Annotated in this window: 23 protein-coding genes; 11 read left to right on the forward strand and 12 right to left on the reverse strand. The window is 67.1% G+C overall.

Features of this window, described 5'->3' with window-relative positions; all coding sequences use genetic code 11:
* Positions 1-104 precede the first annotated feature (104 nt).
* The 5 genes from mug (at position 105) to BAY61_RS31255 (ending at position 4,833) form a co-directional block, all read left to right on the forward strand.
* On the forward strand, positions 105-668 hold the full coding sequence (gene mug / locus BAY61_RS31235) for a G/U mismatch-specific DNA glycosylase (protein ID WP_091806587.1): 564 nt from the start codon (positions 105-107) through the stop codon (positions 666-668).
* A 216-nt stretch (positions 669-884) separates the two neighbouring features.
* Complete coding sequence (locus BAY61_RS31240; protein ID WP_091806589.1) at positions 885-1,676, forward strand: LuxR C-terminal-related transcriptional regulator; 792 nt, start codon at positions 885-887, stop codon at positions 1,674-1,676.
* A gap of 168 nt (positions 1,677-1,844) precedes the next feature.
* A complete protein-coding gene (locus BAY61_RS31245) occupies positions 1,845-3,689 on the forward strand; it encodes an acyl-CoA dehydrogenase (RefSeq protein ID WP_091806052.1) in 1,845 nt (614 codons plus the stop codon).
* 120 nt (positions 3,690-3,809) lie between these two features.
* The gene (locus BAY61_RS31250; RefSeq protein ID WP_091806054.1) at positions 3,810-4,091 is read left to right on the forward strand and encodes a GlsB/YeaQ/YmgE family stress response membrane protein; all 282 of its coding nucleotides are present in this window, start codon (positions 3,810-3,812) and stop codon (positions 4,089-4,091) included.
* Positions 4,092-4,107: 16 nt separating this feature from the next.
* Positions 4,108-4,833, forward strand: a complete 726-nt coding sequence (locus tag BAY61_RS31255) for a leucine-rich repeat domain-containing protein (protein WP_091806057.1) — start codon at positions 4,108-4,110, stop codon at positions 4,831-4,833.
* Here the strand turns inward: BAY61_RS31255 and BAY61_RS31260 are convergent.
* The 11 genes from BAY61_RS31260 to BAY61_RS31305 form a co-directional block, all read right to left on the reverse strand.
* Entirely contained in the window at positions 4,802-6,718 is a 1,917-nt protein-coding gene (locus tag BAY61_RS31260) for a VanW family protein (protein ID WP_091806060.1), read from the reverse strand. The two genes, BAY61_RS31255 and BAY61_RS31260, sit on opposite strands and share 32 nt — an antisense overlap.
* Before the next feature lie 23 nt (positions 6,719-6,741).
* Positions 6,742-7,035, reverse strand: a complete 294-nt coding sequence (locus BAY61_RS31265; RefSeq protein WP_091806592.1) for a GroES family chaperonin — start codon at positions 7,033-7,035, stop codon at positions 6,742-6,744.
* Between the two features lie 70 nt (positions 7,036-7,105).
* Positions 7,106-8,914, reverse strand: coding sequence for an NHL domain-containing thioredoxin family protein (locus BAY61_RS31270; protein WP_091806061.1), 1,809 nt, complete (start codon positions 8,912-8,914; stop codon positions 7,106-7,108).
* A 139-nt stretch (positions 8,915-9,053) separates the two neighbouring features.
* Positions 9,054-9,212 (reverse strand): hypothetical protein, encoded by a 159-nt coding sequence (locus tag BAY61_RS33225; RefSeq protein WP_170140107.1) that lies wholly within the window; start codon positions 9,210-9,212, stop codon positions 9,054-9,056.
* A gap of 78 nt (positions 9,213-9,290) precedes the next feature.
* The gene (locus BAY61_RS31275) at positions 9,291-9,755 is read right to left on the reverse strand and encodes an SRPBCC family protein (RefSeq protein WP_091806064.1); all 465 of its coding nucleotides are present in this window, start codon (positions 9,753-9,755) and stop codon (positions 9,291-9,293) included.
* A gap of 11 nt (positions 9,756-9,766) precedes the next feature.
* Positions 9,767-12,139, reverse strand: coding sequence for an oxidoreductase (locus BAY61_RS31280; protein ID WP_091806066.1), 2,373 nt, complete (start codon positions 12,137-12,139; stop codon positions 9,767-9,769).
* Between the two features lie 290 nt (positions 12,140-12,429).
* On the reverse strand, positions 12,430-13,185 hold the full coding sequence (locus BAY61_RS31285) for an amino acid ABC transporter ATP-binding protein (protein WP_091806069.1): 756 nt from the start codon (positions 13,183-13,185) through the stop codon (positions 12,430-12,432).
* Positions 13,182-13,991, reverse strand: coding sequence for an amino acid ABC transporter permease (locus BAY61_RS31290; protein WP_091806072.1), 810 nt, complete (start codon positions 13,989-13,991; stop codon positions 13,182-13,184). Before BAY61_RS31290 ends, BAY61_RS31285 begins: the two co-directional genes overlap by 4 nt.
* Before the next feature lie 27 nt (positions 13,992-14,018).
* Positions 14,019-14,840, reverse strand: coding sequence for a transporter substrate-binding domain-containing protein (locus BAY61_RS31295; protein ID WP_091806595.1), 822 nt, complete (start codon positions 14,838-14,840; stop codon positions 14,019-14,021).
* A 503-nt stretch (positions 14,841-15,343) separates the two neighbouring features.
* On the reverse strand, positions 15,344-16,369 hold the full coding sequence (locus tag BAY61_RS31300) for a FecCD family ABC transporter permease (RefSeq protein ID WP_091806075.1): 1,026 nt from the start codon (positions 16,367-16,369) through the stop codon (positions 15,344-15,346).
* Complete coding sequence (locus tag BAY61_RS31305) at positions 16,366-17,388, reverse strand: FecCD family ABC transporter permease (RefSeq protein ID WP_091806077.1); 1,023 nt, start codon at positions 17,386-17,388, stop codon at positions 16,366-16,368. The genes BAY61_RS31300 and BAY61_RS31305 overlap by 4 nt, the downstream gene beginning before the upstream one ends.
* 52 nt (positions 17,389-17,440) lie before the next feature.
* Here BAY61_RS31305 and BAY61_RS31310 point away from each other — a divergent pair, with 52 nt between their 5' ends.
* From BAY61_RS31310 to BAY61_RS31335, 6 genes are read left to right on the forward strand one after another with little or no spacing between them, the layout of a single operon-like run.
* Complete coding sequence (locus BAY61_RS31310; RefSeq protein WP_245865598.1) at positions 17,441-18,418, forward strand: ABC transporter substrate-binding protein; 978 nt, start codon at positions 17,441-17,443, stop codon at positions 18,416-18,418.
* A 22-nt stretch (positions 18,419-18,440) separates the two neighbouring features.
* Positions 18,441-19,016 carry a biotin transporter BioY gene (locus BAY61_RS31315; protein WP_091806081.1) on the forward strand — a complete coding sequence of 192 codons (576 nt, stop codon included), beginning with the start codon at positions 18,441-18,443 and terminating at the stop codon, positions 19,014-19,016.
* Positions 19,013-20,275 carry a class I adenylate-forming enzyme family protein gene (locus BAY61_RS31320; RefSeq protein WP_091806083.1) on the forward strand — a complete coding sequence of 421 codons (1,263 nt, stop codon included), beginning with the start codon at positions 19,013-19,015 and terminating at the stop codon, positions 20,273-20,275. Before BAY61_RS31315 ends, BAY61_RS31320 begins: the two co-directional genes overlap by 4 nt.
* Positions 20,272-21,387 (forward strand): thiolase family protein, encoded by a 1,116-nt coding sequence (locus BAY61_RS31325; RefSeq protein WP_091806085.1) that lies wholly within the window; start codon positions 20,272-20,274, stop codon positions 21,385-21,387. The genes BAY61_RS31320 and BAY61_RS31325 overlap by 4 nt, the downstream gene beginning before the upstream one ends.
* The gene (locus BAY61_RS31330; protein ID WP_091806598.1) at positions 21,384-22,058 is read left to right on the forward strand and encodes an energy-coupling factor ABC transporter ATP-binding protein; all 675 of its coding nucleotides are present in this window, start codon (positions 21,384-21,386) and stop codon (positions 22,056-22,058) included. Before BAY61_RS31325 ends, BAY61_RS31330 begins: the two co-directional genes overlap by 4 nt.
* On the forward strand, positions 22,055-22,666 hold the full coding sequence (locus BAY61_RS31335) for an energy-coupling factor transporter transmembrane component T family protein (protein ID WP_091806087.1): 612 nt from the start codon (positions 22,055-22,057) through the stop codon (positions 22,664-22,666). The genes BAY61_RS31330 and BAY61_RS31335 overlap by 4 nt, the downstream gene beginning before the upstream one ends.
* Positions 22,667-22,672: 6 nt before the next feature.
* Here BAY61_RS31335 and BAY61_RS31340 read toward each other — a convergent pair whose 3' ends face one another.
* Positions 22,673-24,076 (reverse strand): M20/M25/M40 family metallo-hydrolase, encoded by a 1,404-nt coding sequence (locus tag BAY61_RS31340; RefSeq protein WP_425439987.1) that lies wholly within the window; start codon positions 24,074-24,076, stop codon positions 22,673-22,675.
* Positions 24,077-24,098: the final 22 nt, after the last annotated feature.

Here is a 24,098-nt window from a genome sequence, read left to right on the forward strand (position 1 = left end):
AGTTGCACGTCATCCCCCTTGATGCCGTCGTGTGTGGCAGATCACACAGCGTACGCAATTTGGTACGACTTGGCCACCCCCTGCCACCACGCACACTGCTGTTCATGCCCGATCGGCCCGACAAACCCAGCCCACCCAGCTCTGATCAGCTCGCGGCAGCACACGACAGGACGATTCCCGACGTCATCGGCCCCGACCTGAGGGTGTTGTTCGCCGGGATCAATCCCGGCCTCTACTCCGCGGCGACGGGCCATCACTTCGCGAGACCCGGCAACCGGTTCTGGCCGACGCTGCACCGCGGCGGCTTCACGCCGCGACAGTTCAGACCGGACGAACAGCACGAACTACTCGACCTCGGGATCGGCATCACGAACTTCGTCGCGAGAGCGACAGCCAAGGCGAACGAGCTGACCTCCGACGAACTACACGCGGGTGGGCGGAATCTCATTCACACCGTCGAGCGCTACCGGCCGGGGTGGCTCGCGGTGCTCGGGGTCACCGCCTACCGCGCCGCGCTCGGCCCGAAAGACGCCAAGGTCGGCGAGCAGAAGTCCCAGTTCAGCAGCACGAAGGTGTGGTTGTTGCCCAATCCGAGCGGGCTCAACGCCCACTGGACACCGGCAGCGCTCGCCGAAGAGTTCGGCAGACTAAAGGCCGTCTCCGGATAACGCACTACGCGTTCCCTATCGCAGCAGCTCAGCTATGCCTCGACCCCCCGCACGGGGGAGACTCCGTCATGGATTGAATGAATGGTCGTCCAAAGCGTCACGAGGCGGAGCTACCCGAGTCCCAGCAGTGGAGGTACCGAAAGGGGCCTCGCGGGGGCCGTGCGAACGGCAAGCGAGCGCATCCTCAACCAGGATGTGTGGGGAGACGGAGAACGAATGACGCACAGCATGGACAAGGGCCGGACAACGCTCGGCCTCGGCGCTGCGGGGACTCGCGCGCTGACCGTCGCGGCACTTGATCCAGTACCGATCTTCCGCGAAGGACTGAACGCGCTGGTCAACCGTACTCCCGGGTTGCGGTGGGTCGGCTACGCGGCAAACCATCACGGTTCACTGCAACTCTGCGAACAGCTTCGGCCGAACATCGTCATCGTCGACTCCGGCTTCGATCCCCACTGCCACCTCGTCAGACTGCTCAGCGACGGCGACCCGACGCTCGTCATCGTGGTCATGGTCAGGGAGGCGCAGCGGACCCCGCAGTTTCTGGCGACCGCGGTCGCCGCGGGCGCCCACGGCATAGTGCCGAGGTCGGCCGAACCACGCAGGCTGGCGGAAGCGATCCGGAGGGCACACGTCGACCGCCGCTACACCGACCCCTCGCTCACGCCACTCACCGCGAGGCCGAAACGGCAGACGACAATGAACGGGCAGGTCATGAACTCGCCCTACCGGCCGCAAATGCCGCTGTCACGCCGCGAGTACCAGGTGCTGCAACTCGTGGCCGAGGGGCTGGAGAACTCGGCCATCGCGAAAATTCTGTTCCTCTCCGTCGAAACCGTGCGCACGCACGTCAAGAGCATCCTCCGCAAGCTCTCCGCGAAAGACCGCACACACGCGGTGACCACCGCGTTCCGCTCCGGCATCCTGATCGCGAGGCCGGACGACTCCGCGAGCGCGCCGAGAAATCCGCAGACGCCGCCGTCGGCTAGCCCGAACGCACCCGCCTGAGGCGCGCACCGGTCACATCACCGGTGGATCCGTTCGTCACAAACGGAGTGTTCGCCTTGCCGTCAGTTACCCACAGGTAATATTCTGGAAGTTACCGGCCAGTAGGGCAGCGATGTCCCGCACGGAGTGCCCAGCCGGAATCCCGAACTACCCGTACGGAGCGACGACATGGGCCACTACAAGAGCAATGTCCGAGACCTTGAGTTCAACCTCTTCGAGGTCCTCGGCGTGCAGGACCGTCTCGGCAAGGGCGTACTCGCGGACTCCGACGAGGAGACCGCCCGCGGTGTCCTTTCCGAACTCAACAACCTTGCCGTCGGCCCGCTGGCCGAGTCCTTCGCCGACGCCGACCGCAACCCACCGGTCTACGACCCCAAGACGTTCTCGGCCACGCTGCCCGAGTCGTTCAAGAAGAGCTACCAGCAACTGTGGGACGGGGAGTGGTGGCGGCTCGGCCTGCCCAACCACCTCGGCGGCTTCGGCCTCCCCCCGACCGTGCAGTGGGCCGCGTCCGAGCTGATCCTCGGCGCCAACCCCGCGCTGTTCATGTACATGGCGGGCCCCAACTTCGCGATGATCGTCGACCGCAACGGCACCGACGAGCAGAAGCGCTGGGCTCAGTTCATGATCGACAGGGCATGGGGAGCGACGATGGTGCTCACCGAGCCCGACGCCGGTTCCGACGTCGGCGCCGGCCGCACGAAGGCCATCCGGCAGGAGGACGGAAGCTGGCACCTCGACGGCGTCAAGCGCTTCATCACCTCCGGCGACCAGGACATGACCGAGAACATCATGCACCTGGTGCTCGCCAGGCCCGAGGGACAGGGAATCGAGACCAAGCCGGGAACGAAGGGCCTCTCGCTCTTCCTCGTACCCAAGTTCCACTTCGACCCCGAGACCGGCGCGCCAGGCGAGCGCAACGGTGCCTTCGTCACCAACGTCGAGCACAAGATGGGCATCAAGGTCTCGACGACCTGCGAGCTGACCTTCGGCCAGCACGGCACGCCTGCCAAGGGGTGGCTGCTCGGCGAGGTGCACGACGGCATCGCACAGATGTTCCAGGTCATCGAGTACGCCCGCATGATGGTGGGCACGAAGGCCATCGCGACGCTGTCGACCGGCTACCTCAACGCGCTTGAGTACGCCAAGGAACGCGTTCAGGGTGCCGACCTGACCAAGATGCTGGACAAGGCCGCGCCACGGGTCACCATCACGCACCACCCCGACGTCCGCAGGTCGCTGATGTTGCAGAAGGCGTACGCGGAGGGGCTGCGGGCGGTCTACCTGTACACGGCCTCTTTCCAGGACCAGCTCTGGACGGGAGAGGGCGACGACGAGTCGCGGAATCTCGCCGAGCGGGTCAACGACCTGCTGCTGCCCGTCGTCAAGGGCGTCGGCTCCGAGCGGGCCACCGAGCAGCTCGTGCAGTCGCTACAGACCCTCGGCGGATCCGGGTTCCTCCAGGACTACCCCATCGAGCAGTACATCCGTGATTCGAAGATCGACTCGCTGTACGAGGGCACCACCGCCATCCAGTCGATGGACTTCTTCTTCCGCAAGATCGTCCGCGACAAGGGCAAGGCACTCACTCACGTCGCGGGCGAGATCACCGCCTTCGTCCAGTCAGAGGCGGGCAACGGGCGGCTCAAGAACGAGCGCGCGCTGCTCAAGCAGGCACTCGACGACGTGCAGGGCATGCTCGGCGCGCTCATCGGCTACCTGACGGCCTCCCAGGAGGACGTGCGCAACACCTACAAGATCGGTCAGCAGACCGTCAGGTTGCTGCTTTCGGCAGGCGATCTGCTCGTCGGCTGGCAGCTGCTCAAGCAGGCCGAGATCGCGCTCGGCAAGCTCGACGGCACGCCGCCGGCGAAGGACGTCGCCTTCTACAACGGCAAGGTCGCCGTCGCGTCCTTCTTCGCCAAGAACGTTCTGCCGGAGCTGACCGCGCGCCGCGCGATCGTAGAGGCAGCCGACAACGACCTGATGGAGATCGACGAAGCGGCGTTCTGACCCGCGGCCTGGGGCCGCCCTTCCCCTTTCGAGGGAGGAGGGCGGCCCTTCGCATGGTTGCCTTCGCGAGTGCGGGGTAACCCTGTCGAGTCATGTGCTGACTTGACGACAGGAGCGACCATGGCTGTCTCGGGAATCATCTCCGCGATCCTCGTAGGACTGGTGCTCGGCGTACTTGCCAGGCTCATCGCGCCTGGCAAGCAGAACATCCCCGTGTGGCTGACCATCCTGGTCGGCATCGTTGCCGCCTTCATCGGTACCGCCATCGCGAGGGGACTCGGCTACGCCGACACGTCCGGCTGGGACTGGCTGGAGTTCTTCACGCAGCTCGTCGTCGCCGCCATCGGTGTGTCGATCGCGGCGAGCCTGTACCCCCGCAACCGAAGCCAGCTGAAGAAGTGAGCTAGCTTCACTGCCCATGACACGGCAGGTGGCAGGGCAGCTCAGCGGGCAGGACCTCACCGAGATTCCGGAGTCGATCCGGGACAGCACCGAACTGTACGAACTCGATGCCTACCGAAACCGCATCGCGGTGCTCCCGGATTGGCTCTGGAATCTCGCCGAGCTGCGGGTGTTGAATCTCGCCGACAACCGGCTCACCGAGATCTCGCCAAGGATCAGCGAGCTGACCAACCTGCACACGCTCGACCTCGGCCACAACACCATCGCCACCCTTCCCGACGAGCTCGGCGAGCTGCCGAACCTCACCGAGTACCTGTATCTGAGCGACAACAGGCTTTCGACGCTTCCCGCCTCCATCGGCAAGCTCGACCGCCTCCGGTATCTCGGCGCGACCGACAACGACCTCACCGCGCTCCCGGCCACCATCGGCAACCTCGGCGCGTTGCGCGAATTGCGCCTCTACCACAACGAACTCACCGAACTTCCCGACCAGATCGGCGAGCTGGCCGCGCTGCGGGAACTCCATCTCAGAGGCAACAACCTGGACACCCTGCCCGATTCGGTCGGAAAGCTGACCGACCTGCGCGTGCTGGACCTGCGGGACAACGGACTGCGCGAACTACCGGGCTCGCTGGCGCTCCTGCCCAAGCTGGACAAGCTCGACCTTCGCTGGAACAGGAAGCTTCGCGTCCCTGATTGGTTCGACGACCTCACCGCACGCGGTTGCGTGATCCTGCGGTGAGGTCGCCGGACCCGGGACGGCCGGGTACGCACAACACCGCGGGCCGTGGTTCATAGGTCACCGTGCTGGTTTCCGACCGCACCTCGCGACCGGAACGGTCGTAGAGAGTTCTCGTGTCGGACACGGTGAATCCCGGCGATCCGGCCGACGGCCTGCATCTCGGTCCTTCGTCCCGCGTCAGCGGCGCCGGCCGGTAGTCGGTCCGTTCCCCCGTATCGCTCTCGACGCGGTATTGCGCTGTTCCCCATATCCGCACCGTCACCGTCGATCCGCTGACCTGCGCCTGAATCGCGACGCCCTTGGCGAGGTCGTTGGTGAAGGCGAGGTCGACGCCGGAGCCGTCGTCCCGCAACGAGACCGCGTCGCGGGCGGGAGGGAATCGGTCCGAGTAGTGCCGGTGGGCGGTGTGCCCCGCGTCCTTGAGCCCCGCGAGATAGGCGGCGTTGTACAGCGTGCTCGTGAGCTGGGAGACTCCGCCGCCGATCACCTGGCGTCCCGTTCCGTCATCGTGGACGGGAGCCCTGACATAGCCCTGCGACGCGGTACGCGGACCTGTTCTGGCGTCGAGACTGAACGTCTCTCCCTGTCGCACCAACGCACCGTTGAGCGTCCTCGCCATCGCGGCGACGTTCTTGGCCGCGTCACCGGAGACACCGCTCGTACTGAACTCGCCGATGACCTCCTTGATGCCGAGGTCTTCTGCCGCATCGGTACTCAACGCGGGCTTCCTGACGTCGTAGGCGACGGGAAGCTCCCGGTCAGCCGGTTTCGTGGCGATGTCGAGCAGTGGAGCGAAGGTCCGCTCCCAGTTGATGTTCCTTCCGTCCTCGGAGGGGACGATGTTCGGCGAGGCACCCGCGAACTCGATGCGAGCGTCCTTCGGCGACTTCTCCGTACTCATCAGGCCGGGACGGACGGCGTCGCGCAGGGGATCCCGCCCCACACTCATCCGCAGCCTGCCCTCCTCGGGGGCGAATCGCAGTGCCCTGCTGATGGTGCGCGGCGTGAGCACCGCGTCGCTTCCGTCGCCCCGCACCGTCACCGGCGCGGAAACCAACGGCCGGACGGTGCCGTCGAGGACCTTGTGCACCTCGCCGGAGTTCACCTTCGGCGGCGTCACGTCGACGGTCCACTCGACGAACTCGCTCTCCAGCCAGACGTCCTTGACCGCCGTCATCGCGGCGTCGACGTCGTTCAGCCGCTGCCCCCTCCTCGGCTCGACGGCATAGGGCTCGACGGCGTTGGGGACACCGGAAACCCCTCGGAACCTGATGTCGCCCTCGACGACCTCACGATTGACGCGCTCACCCGCGATTCTGGTGACCTCGGCCCGCAACGCGTGGTCGTCGGACGTGCTCACGACCCCGACCTCGCGGGTCGTGAAGAACGAGGCGATGCGGGTCAGCGGGTTGAGCGGCTGGCTGCCCGCCTGCTCGACCGTGCGCTGCCAGTCGAGTCCGAGACCCGCTTCGCGAGGGGACAACTCGGTGGTGACATCGCCCGCCTTCACGGCAACGGGCCTGGAAAGCCGGGGACCCAATTCGTCCTTGAGAGTCGCCTCCGCCGCCACCCTGCTCATGCCACCGACATCGACGCCGGCGACGGTGACCCCGCGCGGCACGTCGCCGATGCTGAACATCAGGTCGGCGGCATAGAGCACGACGAAGACCACGACAGCGGCACCCGCCAGCAGGAACGCCGTGCCGATGCCCTTGCGGAACCGCCTCGCTTTCGCGGAACGCACCGGCGCCGGCTCGGCTTCGAGCAGTTCACCAGCGAGGTCGTCAGCGGGATAACGCTGAGGGTAGGCGGAAAAGGCCGTGGGGTAGGACGCGTGGTCAGCCGACTCGGACTCCTCACCCGGCCAGTCGTGTTCCTCCCGCAATTGGCCCCTCCACCAATTCCGCCCTACAAGTAAAGGCCCGTGCCGTGCTCCGTACGCTCGGTGGCCATCGCGTGGATGTCCCGCTCCCGCATCACCAGGTAGCCATCTCCCTGGATCTCGACCTCCAACTGGTCCTCGGGGTTGAACAGCACGCGATCGCCGACCTTCACGTTCCGTACATTATTGCCCACACCGAGTACGTTTCCCCAAGAAAGCCGCCTTGCGACCTGGGCCGTAGCGGGGATGACGATGCCGCTGCTGCTACGGCGCTCACCCTCGTCGACAGGGACCCTGACGAGGACCCGGTCGTGCAGCATCTGGATTTCAAGCTTGGCGCCCTGTTCGAGCGCGCTGGAACGGTCTGACACGCGGCCAATGCTACGTCCGCTATGTGTCGGGAGAGCCGGACATGACGAGTTGCAGTTCGGCTTTGCCCTCCGGATCGAGCTTGATCGGAACCCCCCAGTCCTGCCTGGTGACCCTGCATACCGGATGCTCGCCTTCCACGTCACAACTCGCGGCTTGGGCGACGACCTGGAGCACGCCCCCCGAATGTCCTTCCGCGAGCGTGAGGGTGCGCCGCAGCTCCGTTCCCGTTCCCGCGCCTTCCGCCAGCAGTTCCGGCGGCGAGGCGGTGACTTCGAGCCGCGTGGAAGGGCCGAAACGGTCGTCGAACTTCTCGCCGGGAGGCGGAACGAACAGCACGGAGAAGTCGATCTCGCCCGAAGCGACGACGGTCGGCCTCCGTTGCACGGCGAGCCGCGCGCCGTCGACCTCGTCGTGCTCAGCGGCCAGCGGCACCAGCCTGTGCGCGGCCGATTCGACCACCAGCACCCCGCCGTCCGTCACGACGAGCCCCGAGGGCTCAGCGAGATTCCTCGCGATCGTGGACACCTCACCGCGAGCCTGGTCGTAGCGCCTGATCGAGCCGTTGTAGGTGTCGGCGACGGCGACCGTGCCGTCGGGCAGCACCGCGAGTCCGAGCGGATGCTGCAACAGCGCCGACGGCGCCTTGCCGTCCTTGTGGCCGAACGAGAACAGGTCCGTGCCGACCGCCGTGTACACCGTGTAGTCGTCGCCGACGGGCTCGATCCACCTCAGCGCGGACGTTTCGGCGTCGACGAACCACAACCGGTCCCTTCCGACGGCGAGCCCTGACGGCTGGGCGAGGAACGCCTCCTTCGCGGCGCCGTCGCGCAGCCCTTCGACGGTGGTGCCCGCGAACCGTTCGACGGTGCCGCCGACCGGATCGAAGAGGCTGAGCGTGTGGTTGCCCGCCATGGCGACGACGACGCCACCCGCAGCGTCCCACCAGCGCACATCCCACGGGCTCGTGAGATCGACCTCGATGGCTCGTCCCGAGCTGTCGCCGTCGCGCCACTGCGTCCCGGTGCCCGCGATGGTGGTCACGCCGCCGGTGCGCAGATCGACACCGCGCAGCAGGTGATTCGCCGTATCGGCCACGACGAGGTGGTAGCCCACCTTCAGTGCGACGCGCTCCGGCAACAACGCGAGGCCCCCTGGCTCCGCGAACCGCGCCATGTCGAACGCGCCGTCGACGGCCCCTCGCACACCGCTGCCGAACCTGCGCACCAGAGTTTCGGCGTCCGAGGCGAACTCGGCGATCGAATGGTTGCCGGTGTCGGCGACCAGCACCCTTCCCTCCGAGGTCACGACCGCCTTGCCGGGGAAGCGGAGTTCCGTCTTCTCGATCTCGGCTGGTACGTAGGGGCTCCCGCCACGACGCAGCGTGCCTGCCCGCTCGTGCGCTTCCACGACGCCGCCGATGACCTTGCGCAACGCCTCCGCATGGCCCTCACCAGCCGCGACATGCACGACATAGCCCGCAGGGTCGACGACGACCAGCGTCGGCCACGCCTTCACGGCATAGGCGTCCCAGGTCTTCATGGCCGGATCGTTGAGAACGGGGTGGTGCACGCCGTACCGCTCGACCGCGGCCTCGATGGCGGCGGCCTCACCCTCGTGCTGGAACTTCGGCGAGTGGACGCCGATGGTGACCAGCACGTCGGCGAACTCCTCCTCAAGCGGACGTAACTCGTCGAGCACGTGAAGGCAGTTGACACAGCCGGAGGTCCAGAAGTCGAGCAGGACGACCTTGCCGCGCAATCCTGCGAGCGTTACCTGTTCGCCGCCCGTGTTGAGCCAGACATCTCCGGTCAATTCGGGCGCGCGCACACTTCCCCGCGGTTTCGCATCACTCACGCCTCTACTAAACGCGAGAGATCGGCCGCCGCTTCCGCTTGGGGGTGCAATCACCCCATGCGGGCGATATCAGAGCACACCCGCCTCGATCACACCATCCGCAACGGCCAGGTCAGGTGCCGTCTTTCACGGGGCCGCCTGCCGGTTCGGTGAGGGTGACCGTCGGCGCCGGGTCGGGCAAGGAGCCTCCCCGCCGGTGCGGGTGTTCGGTGCAGCCTGCGGCGAGACCGGCGATGGCGAGGGTGGCGAGGATCGAGGCGGCGAGTCGCATGACGGATGCCTGTACTCCGCGAGGTGAGAAGCGAGTTGAAGAACCGATAACGGCACATCGCAGGCCCCGCTCGCGCCGTTACGCCTCGGCGCGTTCCTTCAACCTGCGCAACGTCGCGGCGATGTTGCGGGTGTTGAGGCCGTCCCTGTCGAAAACGCCGATCAGCGGGCCGGTGACCACCCTGAACCAGGACGTTCTTTTGTCCCACGTGCTCTCGACGACGCGGCAGCCGTCTTCCGCCGGTTCGATGTCGTACTGCCAACGGGAGACCGCGAACGGCCCGGCGGAGACCTCGAACGCGAACCGCTCGCCCCTGGCCGCGTCCGTGATCGTGGACACCGTGCTCCACCTGCGGAACCCGTTGCGGTTGTGTCCTCGGAACCGTGCGCCCTCGCGTGCCTCGCGCGCGCCGTCGAGCCACCGGTAGCCGGTGTACTCCCCGGCGAGCTCGGCGAGAACACCGGGGTCACTGATCAACGAGTACACGGTTTCGGCCGAGGCTCCGACCTCGATCTCGCCGCTCGCATTGGGTTTGTCCGCCATCGGTGCGAATCCTAACTTCCGTTACGGCGCAACGTTCTCGTCACGCCAGCGGCGACCGTGGTCGCGAGCACCCAGCCCATCGCCGTGAAACCGGTCGAGACCCACTTGTCCTCGTCGGCCATGTACCAACGGCCCTTGTTGCCGAAATCCACGATCGGCACGAGCAGATCGACGGTGTACAGCACGGGGTTCCATTCGAGTCCGCTGTCGTCCCTGTTCACCGCACACCGTTCGCCGACGACCTCGAACCGGTCCGTCGTGTCGTTGACACAACTGTCCTCGCGCATGCCGAACCACATGCTTCCGGCGACGAGCAGCATCAACAGCCAGCCAAGGGCACGAAAGGGCCGGTAGCCGTAACCGACCATCGACCGCTGCAACCAGCTCCACAACCTGACGCCGCCGCCGAAAAAACGGTAGCCGTGTGCGAGAGCGTCGTAGCGGAACTGCTGCTTCTTGAGCAGCACCGTATCGGCGTGCTCCTCGTTGCCGCTCGCCCTGAGCATGACGGCCAACTGGTCGTAGGGACCTGGCCGGTATCCGCCCATGGCCTTCCTGAGCCGCTCAAGCCGTTCGCCGACCGCTTCGTCGTCGCGCAGGGCGATGGGCGTGGCCAGCGCGTCGTACCGGAAGTCCTCCAGTTCGAGCCCTCCGGTCGCCTCCCACAGGTTGTCGTTGTCCTGCAACGTTCCGCACGTCGAGCGCAACAACACGACCATGCCTTCCGGCGGCGTGCTCGGCATCAGATCGAACTCGTCGGCGTTCGCGTCACCGCAGTCGAGCGCGATGCCGTGCCGTGGCGTCGAGTGGAGTTCGGCGCCTCGGAAATCGATGCGGCGCTTGACGTCCGCTCCGTCCAGCGTGACGCCGCCCGTCGCCTTGAACGCCCTGTCCCTGTCGGCGATGAGCAGCACGTTTCTCGCGACGACAACCGAACGGAGATCGACCGACCAGCTGCTCAGTTCGTTCAGCTCAGGCTGAACGACCTCGGTTCCCCTCATGTCGATGCTGCCGCCGACGGCCATTCCTTGCAGCCGCACGGTTCCCGCGACGGCACAGCTTCTGAAGAGCAGGTTTCCGGAAACGGTACTGCGCCGCGCGGAAAGGGCATCGCGCTCCGGATGGAAGAACGTGGCGCCGGAGATCAGCATGTTGCCGCGAACGTTGACGTCGGCGAGCCGGAACTGCCCCTCCGCCCACATGTTCGTGCCGTCGATGTCGCCGTTGATCTCGCTGCCGTCCAAATGGATGGCCCTGTCGTGAAACGGCGCCGTCTGACCACGGAGCACTCTGACTCTCGCCGCCGCGAGGCGCAGCGAGCCACCGAGATGAGCGTTGACCATGCGGATCGTTCCGGTGACCTCCAATTGGTCACTCAGCTCGACGTTTCCCTCCACCTGGAGCCGATCGGCGATCAGCGCGGGACGCGGATCGACGTACCAGTCACCCGTCTTCCACGCGTCGACGACGATGTCGCCGGTCTGGTCGACAGCGAGTCTGGCTCCTCTGAACACGATGTCGCCGGCGACCTTGGCACTCGGCATGAACAACATGCCGTCCGAACTGAACCTGCGCCGGTCGGCGCGAGGACCGTAATTGTCCACTTCGCACAGTAGGCTGCCACCGATCTGCAACCCGTTTCCGTTGAGCGCGAACCCTTCCGCGTTCTTCAGCGTCGCGCCGGAGAAGTTGACGTTACCTCCGGTTCGCAGTCCGGGAATCCTGACCTCGCCGCTGGCTTCGAGCCGGTAGGCCAGCAGGGCGCCGGTGATCACGAGACGGTCGGCGAGCAGTGCCTTCCCTCGCGGATGCCGCAGCGTGCTTCGCGTCAACACGACGGACCCCTCGATGACGGCATCGGTGAGATTCACCGCGGCATCGGGAAGTCCGCGCTCGGCGTCCTCGGCCCTGCGCACCGTCGTCTCGCTGTCCGGTTTGCCGACGTCGACCTCGACCACACTCCGGATCAACCGCAAGTCGTTGCGGCTGCGGAAGTTGCGTGCCTTCAGCCCAGGCAGCCAGCACCTGCGGAACACGAGCCCGAGCAGGCTCGCCTCACGGACATCGGGCGGCTGCTCGAACCGGCAACGCTCGAAGCGGAACAGATACTGGAGGTCGGCGGCGCGCAGGTCGAGTTTTCCCGTGATGTAGGCATCCTCGACCTGCACGATCGGCGCGTTCGTCGCCTGCTTGCGCCAGCGCCACAGCGTGCCGGTACCCGGCTCGATGAAAGGGCGAAGCAGATCCGCCGCCTTGACCTCGTACTGCTTGCCAGGATTGGGCTGGAAAGGATCGAGCCGGGGACGTTCCTGTTCGTTCGACTCGTGCTGTCCTTCCTCGCCTTCGCCAGGCTCACGTGGGCCGTTGCGACGAAAGCCCGGCATCACTCGGCCCCCTCTACTCACATCCACCCTCTTCGCCCACAGAGTGCGTCCGGGAACCGTCGCGTACCGGCTACGCGGTGCCCATCCGGCGCCTCGCGGCGTTGTCGTCGGTCACCATGACGCCGTCATGGCTCCCTCCTCCGCCTTGCGACGCATCCGAATGGATCACCGCTCGCACGGAGGACGACTCCCGGACGCACCCACAGCGAAGCTGATCTTGCACATCGAGCGCAATAGGCTCAATGGAGTACTGCGAGTATTCAGACGACCGCTTACCGGCAACCGCTCCTTCACTCGTCGGCATGCACCGGATTCAAAACGCGACGAAGGAACGTTTGCGTACGCTCCTGTTGAGGATCACCGATGACCTGGGACGGCGGCCCTTCCTCCACGACGACTCCGCCGTCCATGAAGAGCACTTTGTCAGCAACCTCACGGGCGAACTGCATCTCGTGGGTCACCACGAGCATCGTCATGCCCTCCTCGGCCAGATTGCGCATCACGGCGAGCACATCACCGACGAGTTCGGGGTCGAGCGCGGAGGTCGGCTCGTCGAACAACATCACCGCGGGCTGCATCGACAACGCTCTCGCGATCGCGACCCGTTGCTGCTGACCGCCGGAAAGCTGATCGGGCATCGAGCCGGCCTTCTCGGCGAGACCGACCTTCTCCAGGTTGTCCCTCGCGATCGACTCCGCCTCGTCCTTGTCCCGCTTGAGCACCTTGCGCTGCGCCACCGTCAGGTTGTCCAGTACGCACAGGTGGCCGAACAGGTTGAAGCTCTGGAAGACCATGCCGATGGTCCGCCGCGCCCTGTCGATGTCGACATCGGGATCGGTCATCTCGAATCCGTTGACGACGACCTTGCCCGCGTTGGGTTCCTCAAGCAGATTGACGCAGCGCAGCAGCGTCGACTTTCCCGAACCCGAGGGCCCGATGATGCAGACGACCTCGCCGCGCCGCACCGTCATGTCGATGCCCTTGAGCACCTCAAGCCTGCCGAACGCCTTGTTCAGTCCGGAAATCTCGACAATCGCGTCGGTCATGCGGTCACCTTCAACCCTTGCTCCTCCTTGCGACCGCTCCGCCGCTCCAGGTACCGCGACAGGTAACCCAGTGGAATCGTGATGATCAGATAGCACACGCCTGCCAGCAGAATCGGCGTCAGCGAGTTCGTCTGGTTCAACCCCTCGCGACCGAACTTCGCCAGCTCGTACTCGTCCCTCGCGAGACCGAGCAGGTAGATCAGCGAGGAATCCTTGGTGAGCAGGATCAACTCGTTGGTCAACGGAGGAAGGATGATGCGGAACGCCTGCGGGATCACGACCGTGATCGTCGCCCTCGCCTGCGACATGCCGAGCGAACGCGCTGCCTCGACCTGACCGCGCGGAACCGCCTGGATGCCTGCCCTCAACGTCTCCGCGATGTAGGCGGAGCCGACGAGGCCGAGCGCGATCGCCGCCGTCGAATAGATGTCGAACTTGAGCCCGAACGCCAACGGCACGCCGTAGCCGAGCGCGATGAACACGAGCAGCGCGGGAATCCCGCGGAAGAACTCGATGTAGATCGTGGCGAGCCAGCGGTAAGGACCGACGGACGACAGCTTCATCAACGCCAGCACCAGACCGAGGGCAAGACCGACCCCGAACCCCAGTGCGGTGTAGATGATGGTGTTGACCAGCGCCGACGAGAGTACGTCGGGGAACTGGGTCGCCGCGGCATCCCCGTTGAAGAACGCGTGCCGGATCGTGCCCCAGTCGGCCAACACCGCAACGAGCACGATCGCGATCACGAGAATGGCGTACTGCACGCCACGGAAGGCCCGCGCGCGTTGACGGCGCGACATCGCCATGAAGAACTCCTTGTTACGTGGCGACTATCAGTTGCCTGTCTGTGCTTGCGGGAACCACTTCTCGTAGATTGCGTCGTAGCGGCCGTCTTCCCTCGCGGCGGCCAGCACCTCGTCGACCTTGGCCTTGAGTGCGCCGTTGCCCTTGCGCATGCCGATGCCGTACTGCTCTCCGGTTTCGAACTCCTCGGTGACCTCGGTGTCCGGGTTCCCCTCGACGAACTCGTAGAGCACGGTGTTGTCGTTGATGCCTGCCGCGATCTGGCCGGTCTTGACCGCTGTCTGCATCAGCGCGAGGTCCTCAAACTGACGCAGCGTGTACCCGAACTCCTCTTCGTGCTCCATCGCGTAGCTCTCGCCGGTGGTCGCCGACTGCACGCCGAGTTCCTTGCCCCGCAGGTCCTCCAGGCTCTGGATGCCGCTGTCCTTCTGGACCAGCAGCGCCTGGTTGGCGTCGAAGTAGCCTTCGGAGAAGTCCATCACGCGCTTGCGCTTGTCGTTGATGGTCATCGCCGCCGCGGCGACATCGCAGTCGCCGTTCTCGAATGCCGCGCCCGACTCGATGCCCTCGAAGGGGGTGTCGAAGATTTCCTGCTCGACGCCCAACTCCTCGGCGACGAGGTCGACGAGTTCGACGTCGAAGCCGACCGTCTCACCGCCCTCGGTGAACTGGAACGGCGGGTAGGGCAGGTGGGTACATGTCACCAGCTTGCCCTCTTTGACCAGCGAGATCTCGCCGCCGGCTTCGGTGTCTCCGCCGGGATTGACCTCCTCCGCGCAACTCACGACGGTTGCGGCGAGGGCGACTGCGGGCAGCAGGACGAGTGCTCTGAGGCTGGATCGGCGAGCCACGGCGTTCACTCCTAGTAGTTCATACTGGTCGAGTGCACGCATCCTGCCACCCTTTTCGGCGAGTGCACAGCATCAGCACGTTACGGACCCGTTGCGACGTGTGTCGTGGTCCGGTAGGTGTCGTGCTCCGGCGAGTCCCGCACTCAGGACGCCGAGATCCGCATTCGCGTTGCCGAGCTCCGCATTCAGGTCGGCGAGATGCGCATTCGGGTCGCGTTGGTGCGCAAGCTCCGTTGGTGCTCACGCTCCGGTGGGACTCAAGCCCATTGGCGTCGAAGTCTGGTGGGGTCGAAGCTCCGCTGGCGTCGGCCCTTGGCGACGTGCACACGGTTGTGGGCGCCAAGGGTCGGCGGCGCCCGAGCCCTCACCGGCGTCCGCGGATCTCGACGTCCTGGGTGCGGATCTCGACGTCCTGGGCGGGGGACTCGCGCGCGGACGGGGGGACTCGCGGGGCTCACCGGCGGCTCGGGCGGCGGCTCACCGGCGGCTCGGGCGGCTCTCGGTCAGGCTCGGGCCAGGGTTTGGCGCTTGGTTCGGCGGCCCAGGACAAGGAACCAGGCCAGATAGGCTCCGCCGAGCGCCGAGGTGACCACGCCTACCGGCAACAGCGACGACTCCAGCAGTCGCTGACCGAGGTAGTCCGACGCCACGACGAGCGCGGCCCCCAACAGCGCAGCCGTGAGCAGGTTCGGTCCCGGCCTTCTCGTCAGCCGCTTGGCGATCTGCGGCGCCGCGAGCGCGACGAACGGGATCGGCCCCGCCGTCGCGACCGCGACCGCCACCAACGCGACGGCCAGCACGAACAGCAGGCGCCGCATCCGGTCGACATCGACACCGATGCCGATGGCGACGTCGTCGCCCATTTCCAGCATCCGCAGCGGCTTCGCGTAAGCGAACACCACGGGGGCGAGCAGGGCGACGGCCACGACGATCGGCACCAGGTAACGCCAGTCCCTTCCGGCGAGGTTGCCGACCTGCCAGGTCACCGCCTGCGCCGCCGATTCAGCCGTCGCCCTCGTGAGCAGGTAGGCGCTGATCCCGATCAGCACGGTGCCGATACCGACCCCGACGAGCACGAGCCGGTCACTGCGCAGTCCCCGCCGTCCGCACAGCGCTGTGACCAGCACCGCCGTCAGCAGCCCTCCGACGATGGCGCCGAAAGCGACCGTGACCGTCCCAGCGCCGAACACGATGATCGTGGCGACGCCACCGGTCGCCGATCCAGCCGTGAAGCCGATGATGTCCGGGCTGCCGAGCGGGTTGCGGCTCAGCGTCTGGAAAACGGCGCCGGAAAGCGCCAGCGCGATGCCGACGACGATGGCGACCAGGACTCTCGGCAACCGCTGCTCGGTGACGACGAGGTAGTCGAACTTGCTTCCCTGCCCCGCGAGCGTCGCCAGTACGTCGCCGAACGACATCGGATACTCACCGGTGCCGATGGAGAGCACAGCAAGCGCGGCCGTGACGAGAACGAGGGCCGCGACCACGACGACCGCCCTGCGCTCCATGCGCTTCCGCACCGCGCTCATGGCCGCACCGTCCGCAGTCGCCGGATCAGGAAGACGAAGACGAGCCCGCCGACGACGTCGGTGACGATGCCGACCTGCAACTCGGCCGGGCTCGCGAGCAGCCTGCCGAGCACGTCGCAGCCGAGCAGCACGACCGGAGCGGCGAGAACGGAGAGACCGAGCACCCAGCGTTCGTCCTGTCCTGCCACGAGTCGTACCAGGTGCGGAACCATCAGGCCGACGAACGCGATCGGTCCGCAGGCCGCCGTCGCCGCGCCGCACAGCAACCCGACCGCGAGGATGCTGATCACCCTGACGACAGCGGGGTTGGCGCCGAGCCCGTGCGCGGTGTCATCGCCGAGTGCGATGGCGTTGAGCGAGCGACCGAGCAGCAACGCGATGACCACTCCGGCGACGAAGAACGGGATGAGCCCGGTCAGCGTGCTGAGGTCCCTGTCGGCGAGGGAACCGACGAGCCAGAATCGCATCTTGTCGAGCGCGTGGGTGTCGATCACCTGCATGGCCTGGTTGATGCCGACGAATGCGGCCTGCAACGCGACTCCGGCAAGCGCGAGCCGCATCGGGCTGTTGGCTCCCCTTCCCCCACCGATGGCGTAGACGAGGGCGGTCGCGACGATCGAGCCGACGAAAGCGAACCACACCAGGTGCCCTGGCGCGGTCACTCCGAACACGGCGGAGGCGAAGACGATGGCGACGGCGGCTCCGTGGTTGATGCCGAGGATCCCGGGGTCCGCGATGGGGTTCCTCGTCACCGACTGCATGAGCGCGCCCGCGAGACCAAGCGCCATGCCGACGACGATGCCGAGTACGGTCCTCGGCAGCCTCGTGTCGCGTACGACGGTGTCGCTGTAGCTTCCGTCGTAGGCGAAGAGCGCGTGCAGCACTTCGGTCAGCGAGAGCCGGTTCGAGCCGAGCGCGATGGAGAGCAGCACGACGACCGCCAACGCGACGACGATGCCGAGTAACGCCAGCGCTCGCGTCGACCGGCGGGTTTCTCGCACCGAGACGGTCACCACCATGGCCAACAGACTAAGGCCAGGCTAACCTCATCGCGTGACCATGTTCAGTGATGTGAATCGTAGGCGCTTTCTCGGCGGCGCTCTTGCGCTGGGTGCCACGACTGTGCTGGCCGCGTGCGGTTACCAAGAAGACACCACGCAGCAAGGTTCCGAATCGACCTGGTCCTTCAAGGACGACAGGGGTCGCACGCTCGACGGCAACCGCCCCGAGCGCATCGTCGCCCAGGTGACGGCTGCGGCGGCGCTGTGGGAATTCGGCATCCGCCCCGTGGGCATCTTCGGTCCTTCGAAACTGCCGACGGGCAAACCGGATCCGCAGGTCGGCAACGTCGACCTCGCCTCGGTCCAGTCGCTCGGCAACGTGTGGGGCGAGTTCAACTACGACCGCTACGTCGAGCTCAAGCCGCAGTTGCTGGTCAGCGTGATGTATCTCAAGGACGAGTTGTGGTACGTCCCAGCCGAGCAGGCCGGCGCCGTCGAGCGGGCCGCCCCGACCGTCGGTCTCGACCTCGGCGGTATCTCGATCACCGACGGCATCGAGAAGTTCCGCGCCCTCGCGAAGGCACTCGGCGGCGACGTCGACTCCGATTCGGTCAAGAAGGCGAAAGCCGAGTTCGACTCGTTCACCGAGGACTTCCCGCAGACGGTGAACGCGGTCGGTGACAAGAAGTTGCTGCTGGTGTCCGCGACGCAGGAAGGCGTGTGGGCAGGCAACGCGCAGGGCTTCCCCAGCAGCAAGTACCTCGCTGACAACGGGTTGAGCTTCGTGGAGCCGAACGCACCGGGTGACGGCAACTACTGGGAGCAACTGAGCTGGGAGAACGCAGGGACCTATCCGGCCGACGTGATCCTGCTCGACAGCAGGTACGGAAACCTCCAGGCCGACCAGCTCGGGGGCTATCCGACCTGGCAGAAGCTGCCCGCCGTGCAGGAGGGCAACGTGATTCCGTGGAATCCGGAGACGCCCTTCTCGTACTCGGCGGCCGTCGGGGAACTCGGCTCGATCGGTACTGCCCTACGCGCTATCTGACCAGCGCGTTAGGTTGCCATACGTGCCAGGACCACGCCCTACTCTTCCCGCGTCCGACCTCGCGAGGACGGTCGTATTCGCCGCGTTCATCGCCGTGCTCGGCTTGTTTCCAGGGTTCTACGTCGGCGGATCCGGCGTGCCGATCATCATCCAGAACATGGGTCCGCTGCTCGCGGGCATCATTCTCGGGGCGAGGAGGGCTACGGCGGCCGTCGTGCTGATGCTCGCGTTGACCGCCATCGGGCTCCCGCTCCTTTCCGGAGGACGTGGCGGGGTCGCGCCGTTCATCGGGCCAAGCGGCGGTTTCCTCTTCGGCTGGATCGCCTCCGCGCTGGTCGCGGGCCTGATCGCGCAGCGGGCTCGCAACAGGGGACTGCCCGTGTTGCTGCTGGCGGCCTTCGCGGGCCTGCTCGCCGACTACCTCGTCGGCATCCCCTTCCTCGGCTTCTACACCGGCGACTTCGGTGCGGCCTTCGTGCAGTCACTCGTCTTCGTGCCTGGCGATCTCGCCAAGGTCGTCGTCGCCGCGCTCGTTGCCTCCGTCGTACACAGAGCGCTTCCCGGCACTCTCGTCAGCTCAGCGGCCAGGAACGAATGACCTTCGCGACACCGCCGGTCACCGGTTCGGTTCCCGGCGAGCTGCTTGCCTCGGCCAACGCCGCGGCTGTCAGCCTCGGCGAGCTGGGCGTTGGCGAGGGCGACCGGATCGCCATCGACTCGCCGACCGTGCTTCCGTGGCTGCTCGGGGCCGATCTACTCGGCGCAGCCTCCGTCGTGATCGACCCTTCGTGGCCTGCCGAGCACCGGCAGGGCGTGCTCGACGACGCCCGTCCGCGCACCGTGGTCGGGGCGGACCTCGACCCTCGCGAGTTTTTCGCCGAGCGAGCGGCCGGTACCGGGTCGACCGTGTTCTACCTGCCGACGACTTCGGGCAGCAGCGGGAGGCCGAAGGTGCTCGCCCGCACCCGCGACTCCTGGCTGCGCAGCTTCGCCGCGCTCGGCCCGATCGGCGGCCCTGTGCTCATCCCGGGCCCGCTCAGCTCGTCGCTGTTTCTCTTCGGCGCGCTGCACACGCTGTGGTCCGGTGGCAGCCCGCTGCTGAGGCCGAGGTGGAGTCCCGCCGAGGCCCGCGAGGCCCAAGCCGTGCACCTGGTTCCCGCGATGCTGGCCGGGCTGCTGACCGAGCTGGACCGAACCGGGGGGCCGTGCGCGCTGCGCACCGTCGTCTGTGGAGGCGCCGAACTCGGCCAGCGACTGCGGGAACGGTTTCACCGGCTGCTCCCCGAGGCGGAGCTGATCGAGTACTACGGCTCGGCCGAGCACTCGTTGATCGCCATTCGCAGGGGCGCAACGCTGATGCGGGTTCCGGATGTCGATCTCGACGTCCGGGACGGCGTGTTGTGGGTGAGGTCACCGTTGGCGTTCTCCGGCTACCTCCGACAAGGCGTGCTCGACCCGGCAGGGGAGTGGTCGACGGTCGGTGACCTCGCCGAGGTCGCGGCTTCCGGCGAGGTGACCGTGCACGGAAGGGGCAGTTCCACCATCACGAGCGGGGGCAACCTCGTCCCAGCCGAGGAGGTCGAGCGGGTTCTTCGCGCGGTAGCGGGGGTGACCGACGTCGTCGTCTCCGGTACGCCGCATCCGAGGCTGGGAGCCGTCGTCACGGCGGTCGTCGAGGGAGCGCCTTCGCTTCGCGAGCTGCGACAGGCGGCCCGCGCGGCGCTGCCTCCCGCGAAGCGCCCGCGCCGCTGGCTGGTCACGACGACGCTGCCGAGGACGGCGTCGGGAAAGCCGGCGCGCTCGGCGATCGCCGAGCGACTGCGAGACGAGACGTTGACGGCGGAGCCGCTGGTATGACGGCCGGGGATGCTCCTGTCGTCGTCGCGGCGCTGCGTTCACCCATCGGTTCGGCAGGCGGGGCGCTGCGCGGGTATCCGGTGGCCGAACTCGCCGCGCCAGTGCTGCGCGCCGTACTCGACGCGACTGGTGTGGACGAACTAGCTGACGTCGTGCTCGGCAACGTCTTCGGCCCTGGCGGCAATCCGGCGAGGGTCGCCGCGTTGCGGGCGGGGCTCGGGGTTCCCGGCATGACGGTGGACCGGCAGTGCGCGAGCGGGCTCGCGGCAATCGCCACGGCAGCAGCGATGATCAGGGCAGGCGAGGGCGAGGCGTACCTCGCCGGCGGGGTGGAAAGCGCGTCGACGGCGCCGTACCGGGCCTGGCGCACCGAACCGCCGACCTGGTACGACAGGGCGCCGTTCGCACCGGCCGACATCGGTGATCCGGACATGGGCCCCGCGGCCGACCTGGTCGCGGCCGAAGCGGGGATTTCCCGCGAACGACAGGATCTCTTCGCGACGCGCAGCCATGAGCGAGCCGTCGCGGCCCAGCGCGCGGGCACCTTCGATGCGGAGATCGTCCCTTTCGGAGAGGTCACGCACGACGAACGGCCCCGCGCCGGGTTCACCTTCGAACGGCTCGCCCGCTTCCGGCCCGCTTTCAGCGAGGAAGGAACCGCGACAGCGGCCAATTCGTGCGGTATCAACGACGGAGCGGCCGTCGTGCTCATCGTGAGTGAGTCGATGCGTGAACGGCTCGGGCTTCGCGGGCTGCGATTGCTTTCCTCGGCGACCTCGGCCGTCGACCCCAACCGGCTCGGGCTCGGCGCGGTGGGCGCGATGCGCCAGGTCAGTGCGGCATTGCCTGCCGCACCGGACGTCGTGGAGTTCAACGAGGCGTTCGCGGGGCAGACACTCGCCTGCCTCGACGCGGCGGGTATCGACGAGCACACGGTGAGTCCCGACGGCGGTGCGATCGCGCTGGGACATCCGTGGGGTGCCTCAGGTGCGGTTCTTGTCGTCAGGTTGTTCACTCGGCTGGTGAGAATGGGCGGTGCCCGCACCGGGCTCGCCGCGCTGTCGGCGGGAGGCGGCGTCGGCGTCGCGACGGCGTGGGAGGTGACATCGTGATCGAGTTCGACGGCATCGGCCATCACTACGGCAAGCGCACCGTACTGTCCGATGTGGACCTTTCGCTGCCCGAGCGACGCGTGGCCTTCGTCGGCGCCAACGGATCGGGAAAATCGACACTGGCCCGCATGATCAACGGCCTCGTGCTCCCCGAAAAGGGATCCGTGCGGGTCGAAGGGCTCGATCCGGCGAAGAACGGGCGTGAGGTGCGCCGCAAGGTCGGCTTCATCTTCACCAACCCGGACAGCCAGATCGTGATGCCGACGGCAGGTGAGGACGTCGCCTTCTCACTGCGAAAAAGCGAACTGTCCAAAAAGGAGCGAGCGGCGAAGGCGGAGCGCGTGCTCGCCGACTACGGCCTCTCCGGATACGCCGAACATCCGGCCCACCAGCTTTCCGGAGGCCAGAAGCAGCTGCTCGCGCTGTGCTCGATGCTGGTGCTCGACCCCGACGTACTGGTGTGCGACGAGCCGACGACGCTGCTCGACCTCCGCAACAAACGCAGGTTCGCCGAGACGCTGCGGGAACTGCGGCAGCAGGTCGTGCTGGTCACCCACGACCTCGAACTGCTGGACGACTTCGAAAGGGTCGTCGTACTCGACGAGGGCAGGGTGGTCGCCGACGACGAACCACGGCCCGCGTTGACGTACTACCGGAAGCTCGTGGAATGACGCCCTTCGGACTCACCGAGCCGGGTTCGAGCTTGCTGCACAGAACACCGGCGGGCTGGAAGCTGCTGGCACTGCTCGTGCTCGCGGCCGTCGTGTTCGTGGTGCGGTCGCCAGTGTGGCTCGGCGGAATCACGGTGGTCGTCCTGCTCGGGTACGCGCTCGCGCGAATTCCCGCACGCCGTTGCCTGCACACGGCACGCACCCTCGCCGTGCTCGTGGTGTTCGTCTTCGCGCTGCAATCGTGGCTGCTGGGCATCGAAGCCGCGGCCGTGATCTGCCTTCGCATCGTCGCCGCACTCGCCGCGGCCAACCTGTTCACGCTGACGACGAAGGTCGACGACGTGGTGTCCGCCGTCGAACGCGGACTGCGGCCGTTGCGCCGGTTCGGGATCAAACCGGACCGGATCGGCCTGCTCGTCGGACTGACGTTGCAGGCGGTCGCCGCGATCTCCGGCATCGCCGGTGAGGTACGCGAGGCCGCGAAAGCGCGGGGAGCGCAGCGGTCGCCGACCGCGTTCGCCGTGCCGTTTCTGGTACGCACGCTGCGGCACGCCGACGAGCTGGGCGAAGCGCTCGCCGCCCGCGGCATCGGCGACCGCGGGCGGTGAGCGACCTCAGCTCCTCGCGTGCGCGTCGAGGATGTGCGCGACCGCCTCGGTGACCCGCCTCGCCTGGTCGAGATGCAGCCACTCGTCGGGAACGTGCGCGTTGGAGTCGGGCCCGAGCGCTCCGGTGACGAGGAACTGCGCACGCGGGTACTTCTCGCCGAGCAAGCCCATGAACGGGATCGAGCCGCCGAGCCCTACCGCGCGCCACGGCTGCCCGAACACCTCGTCGCTGACCTTTCCGAGCGCGTCGGCAAGCCATGGCGCCGTCGCGGGCGCGTTCCAGCCGTCCGCGTGTTCGGTCGAGGTGATCTCGATGGTCGCCGAGTACGGAACGTCCGTGGTGAGCGCCTTTTCGATGGCGGCGAGCGCACTCGCCGAGTCGGCGGTGGGCGGCAGCCGGAAGCTGAGCGCCAGCGTGGTCGCCTCACGCAGGACGTTGCCCGCGTCGGCAGGCTCTGGGAAGCCCGAAGCGCCGATCACCGACAGCGTCGGCCGCCAACTGTTGCCGAGCAGCAATTCGATCTCGTCATCGGCGACGGGCCGCGTCGAGCCGTTCAAAGGGAACGTGCCGCGCGAGCCGCCCGGCGAAACCTCCGCGGTCGCGGCGATTTCCTCCCTGCGGTTGGCGGGCACCTCGACGTTGCACTCGGCGAGCAGGATCTCGCCGGTCGCGGAGTTCTCGATGCGCTCGATGAGGTTGCGCAGGACCCGGAACGAGCTGGGAACGACGCCACTGGCGAGTCCCGAATGCTGCGCCGAGTCGAGCACCCTCGCGGTGACGTGGACCTGCGCGAGCCCGCGCAGGCTCGTGGTGAGCCACAGCCGGTCGTAGTCGTTGCCGCCCGAGTCGAGGCACACGACGAAGGTGACCTCGCCGAGCCGGTCACTGAGGTGTTCGAGGTAGGCGGGCAGGTCGGGGCTTCCCGATTCCTCGCCCGTTTCGAGCAGGACGACCGCGCGGGCATGGGCGCCGCCGTTGGCCCTCAGCGCCTCCATCGCGACGGTTGCCGCGTATCCGGCGTAGCCGTCGTCGGCGGAACCCCTGCCGTAGAGCTTGCCGTCCTCGACGACCGCCTTCCACGGACCGAGGCCGTCCGACCAGCCACCGACCGGCGGCTGTTTGTCGAGGTGGCCGTAGAGCAGCACGGTGCCCTTGTCCTCGGCGCCCTCGGTGGCCGGGACGTCGAGCAGCAACACGGGGCTGCGGTTGCCGAGCCTGACCACGTCGATGGCGGCACCGGGGATCTCCCTTTCGGCCAGCCACGCCTTGACGTGATCGATGGCGGCGTCGAGCTGACCGGTTTTTGCCCAGTCCTTGTCGAACACCGGCGAGAGCGCGGGGATTTCCACGAGTCCGGAAAGGCTGGGCAGTACGTCATTCGCCCACCGGTCACGAACGCTGTTACTCACAGTTTGCTGGTCCACTCCGCCA

The sequence above is a fragment of the Prauserella marina genome (assembly GCF_002240355.1).
Classification (GTDB): Bacteria; Actinomycetota; Actinomycetes; order Mycobacteriales; family Pseudonocardiaceae; genus Prauserella_A; species Prauserella_A marina.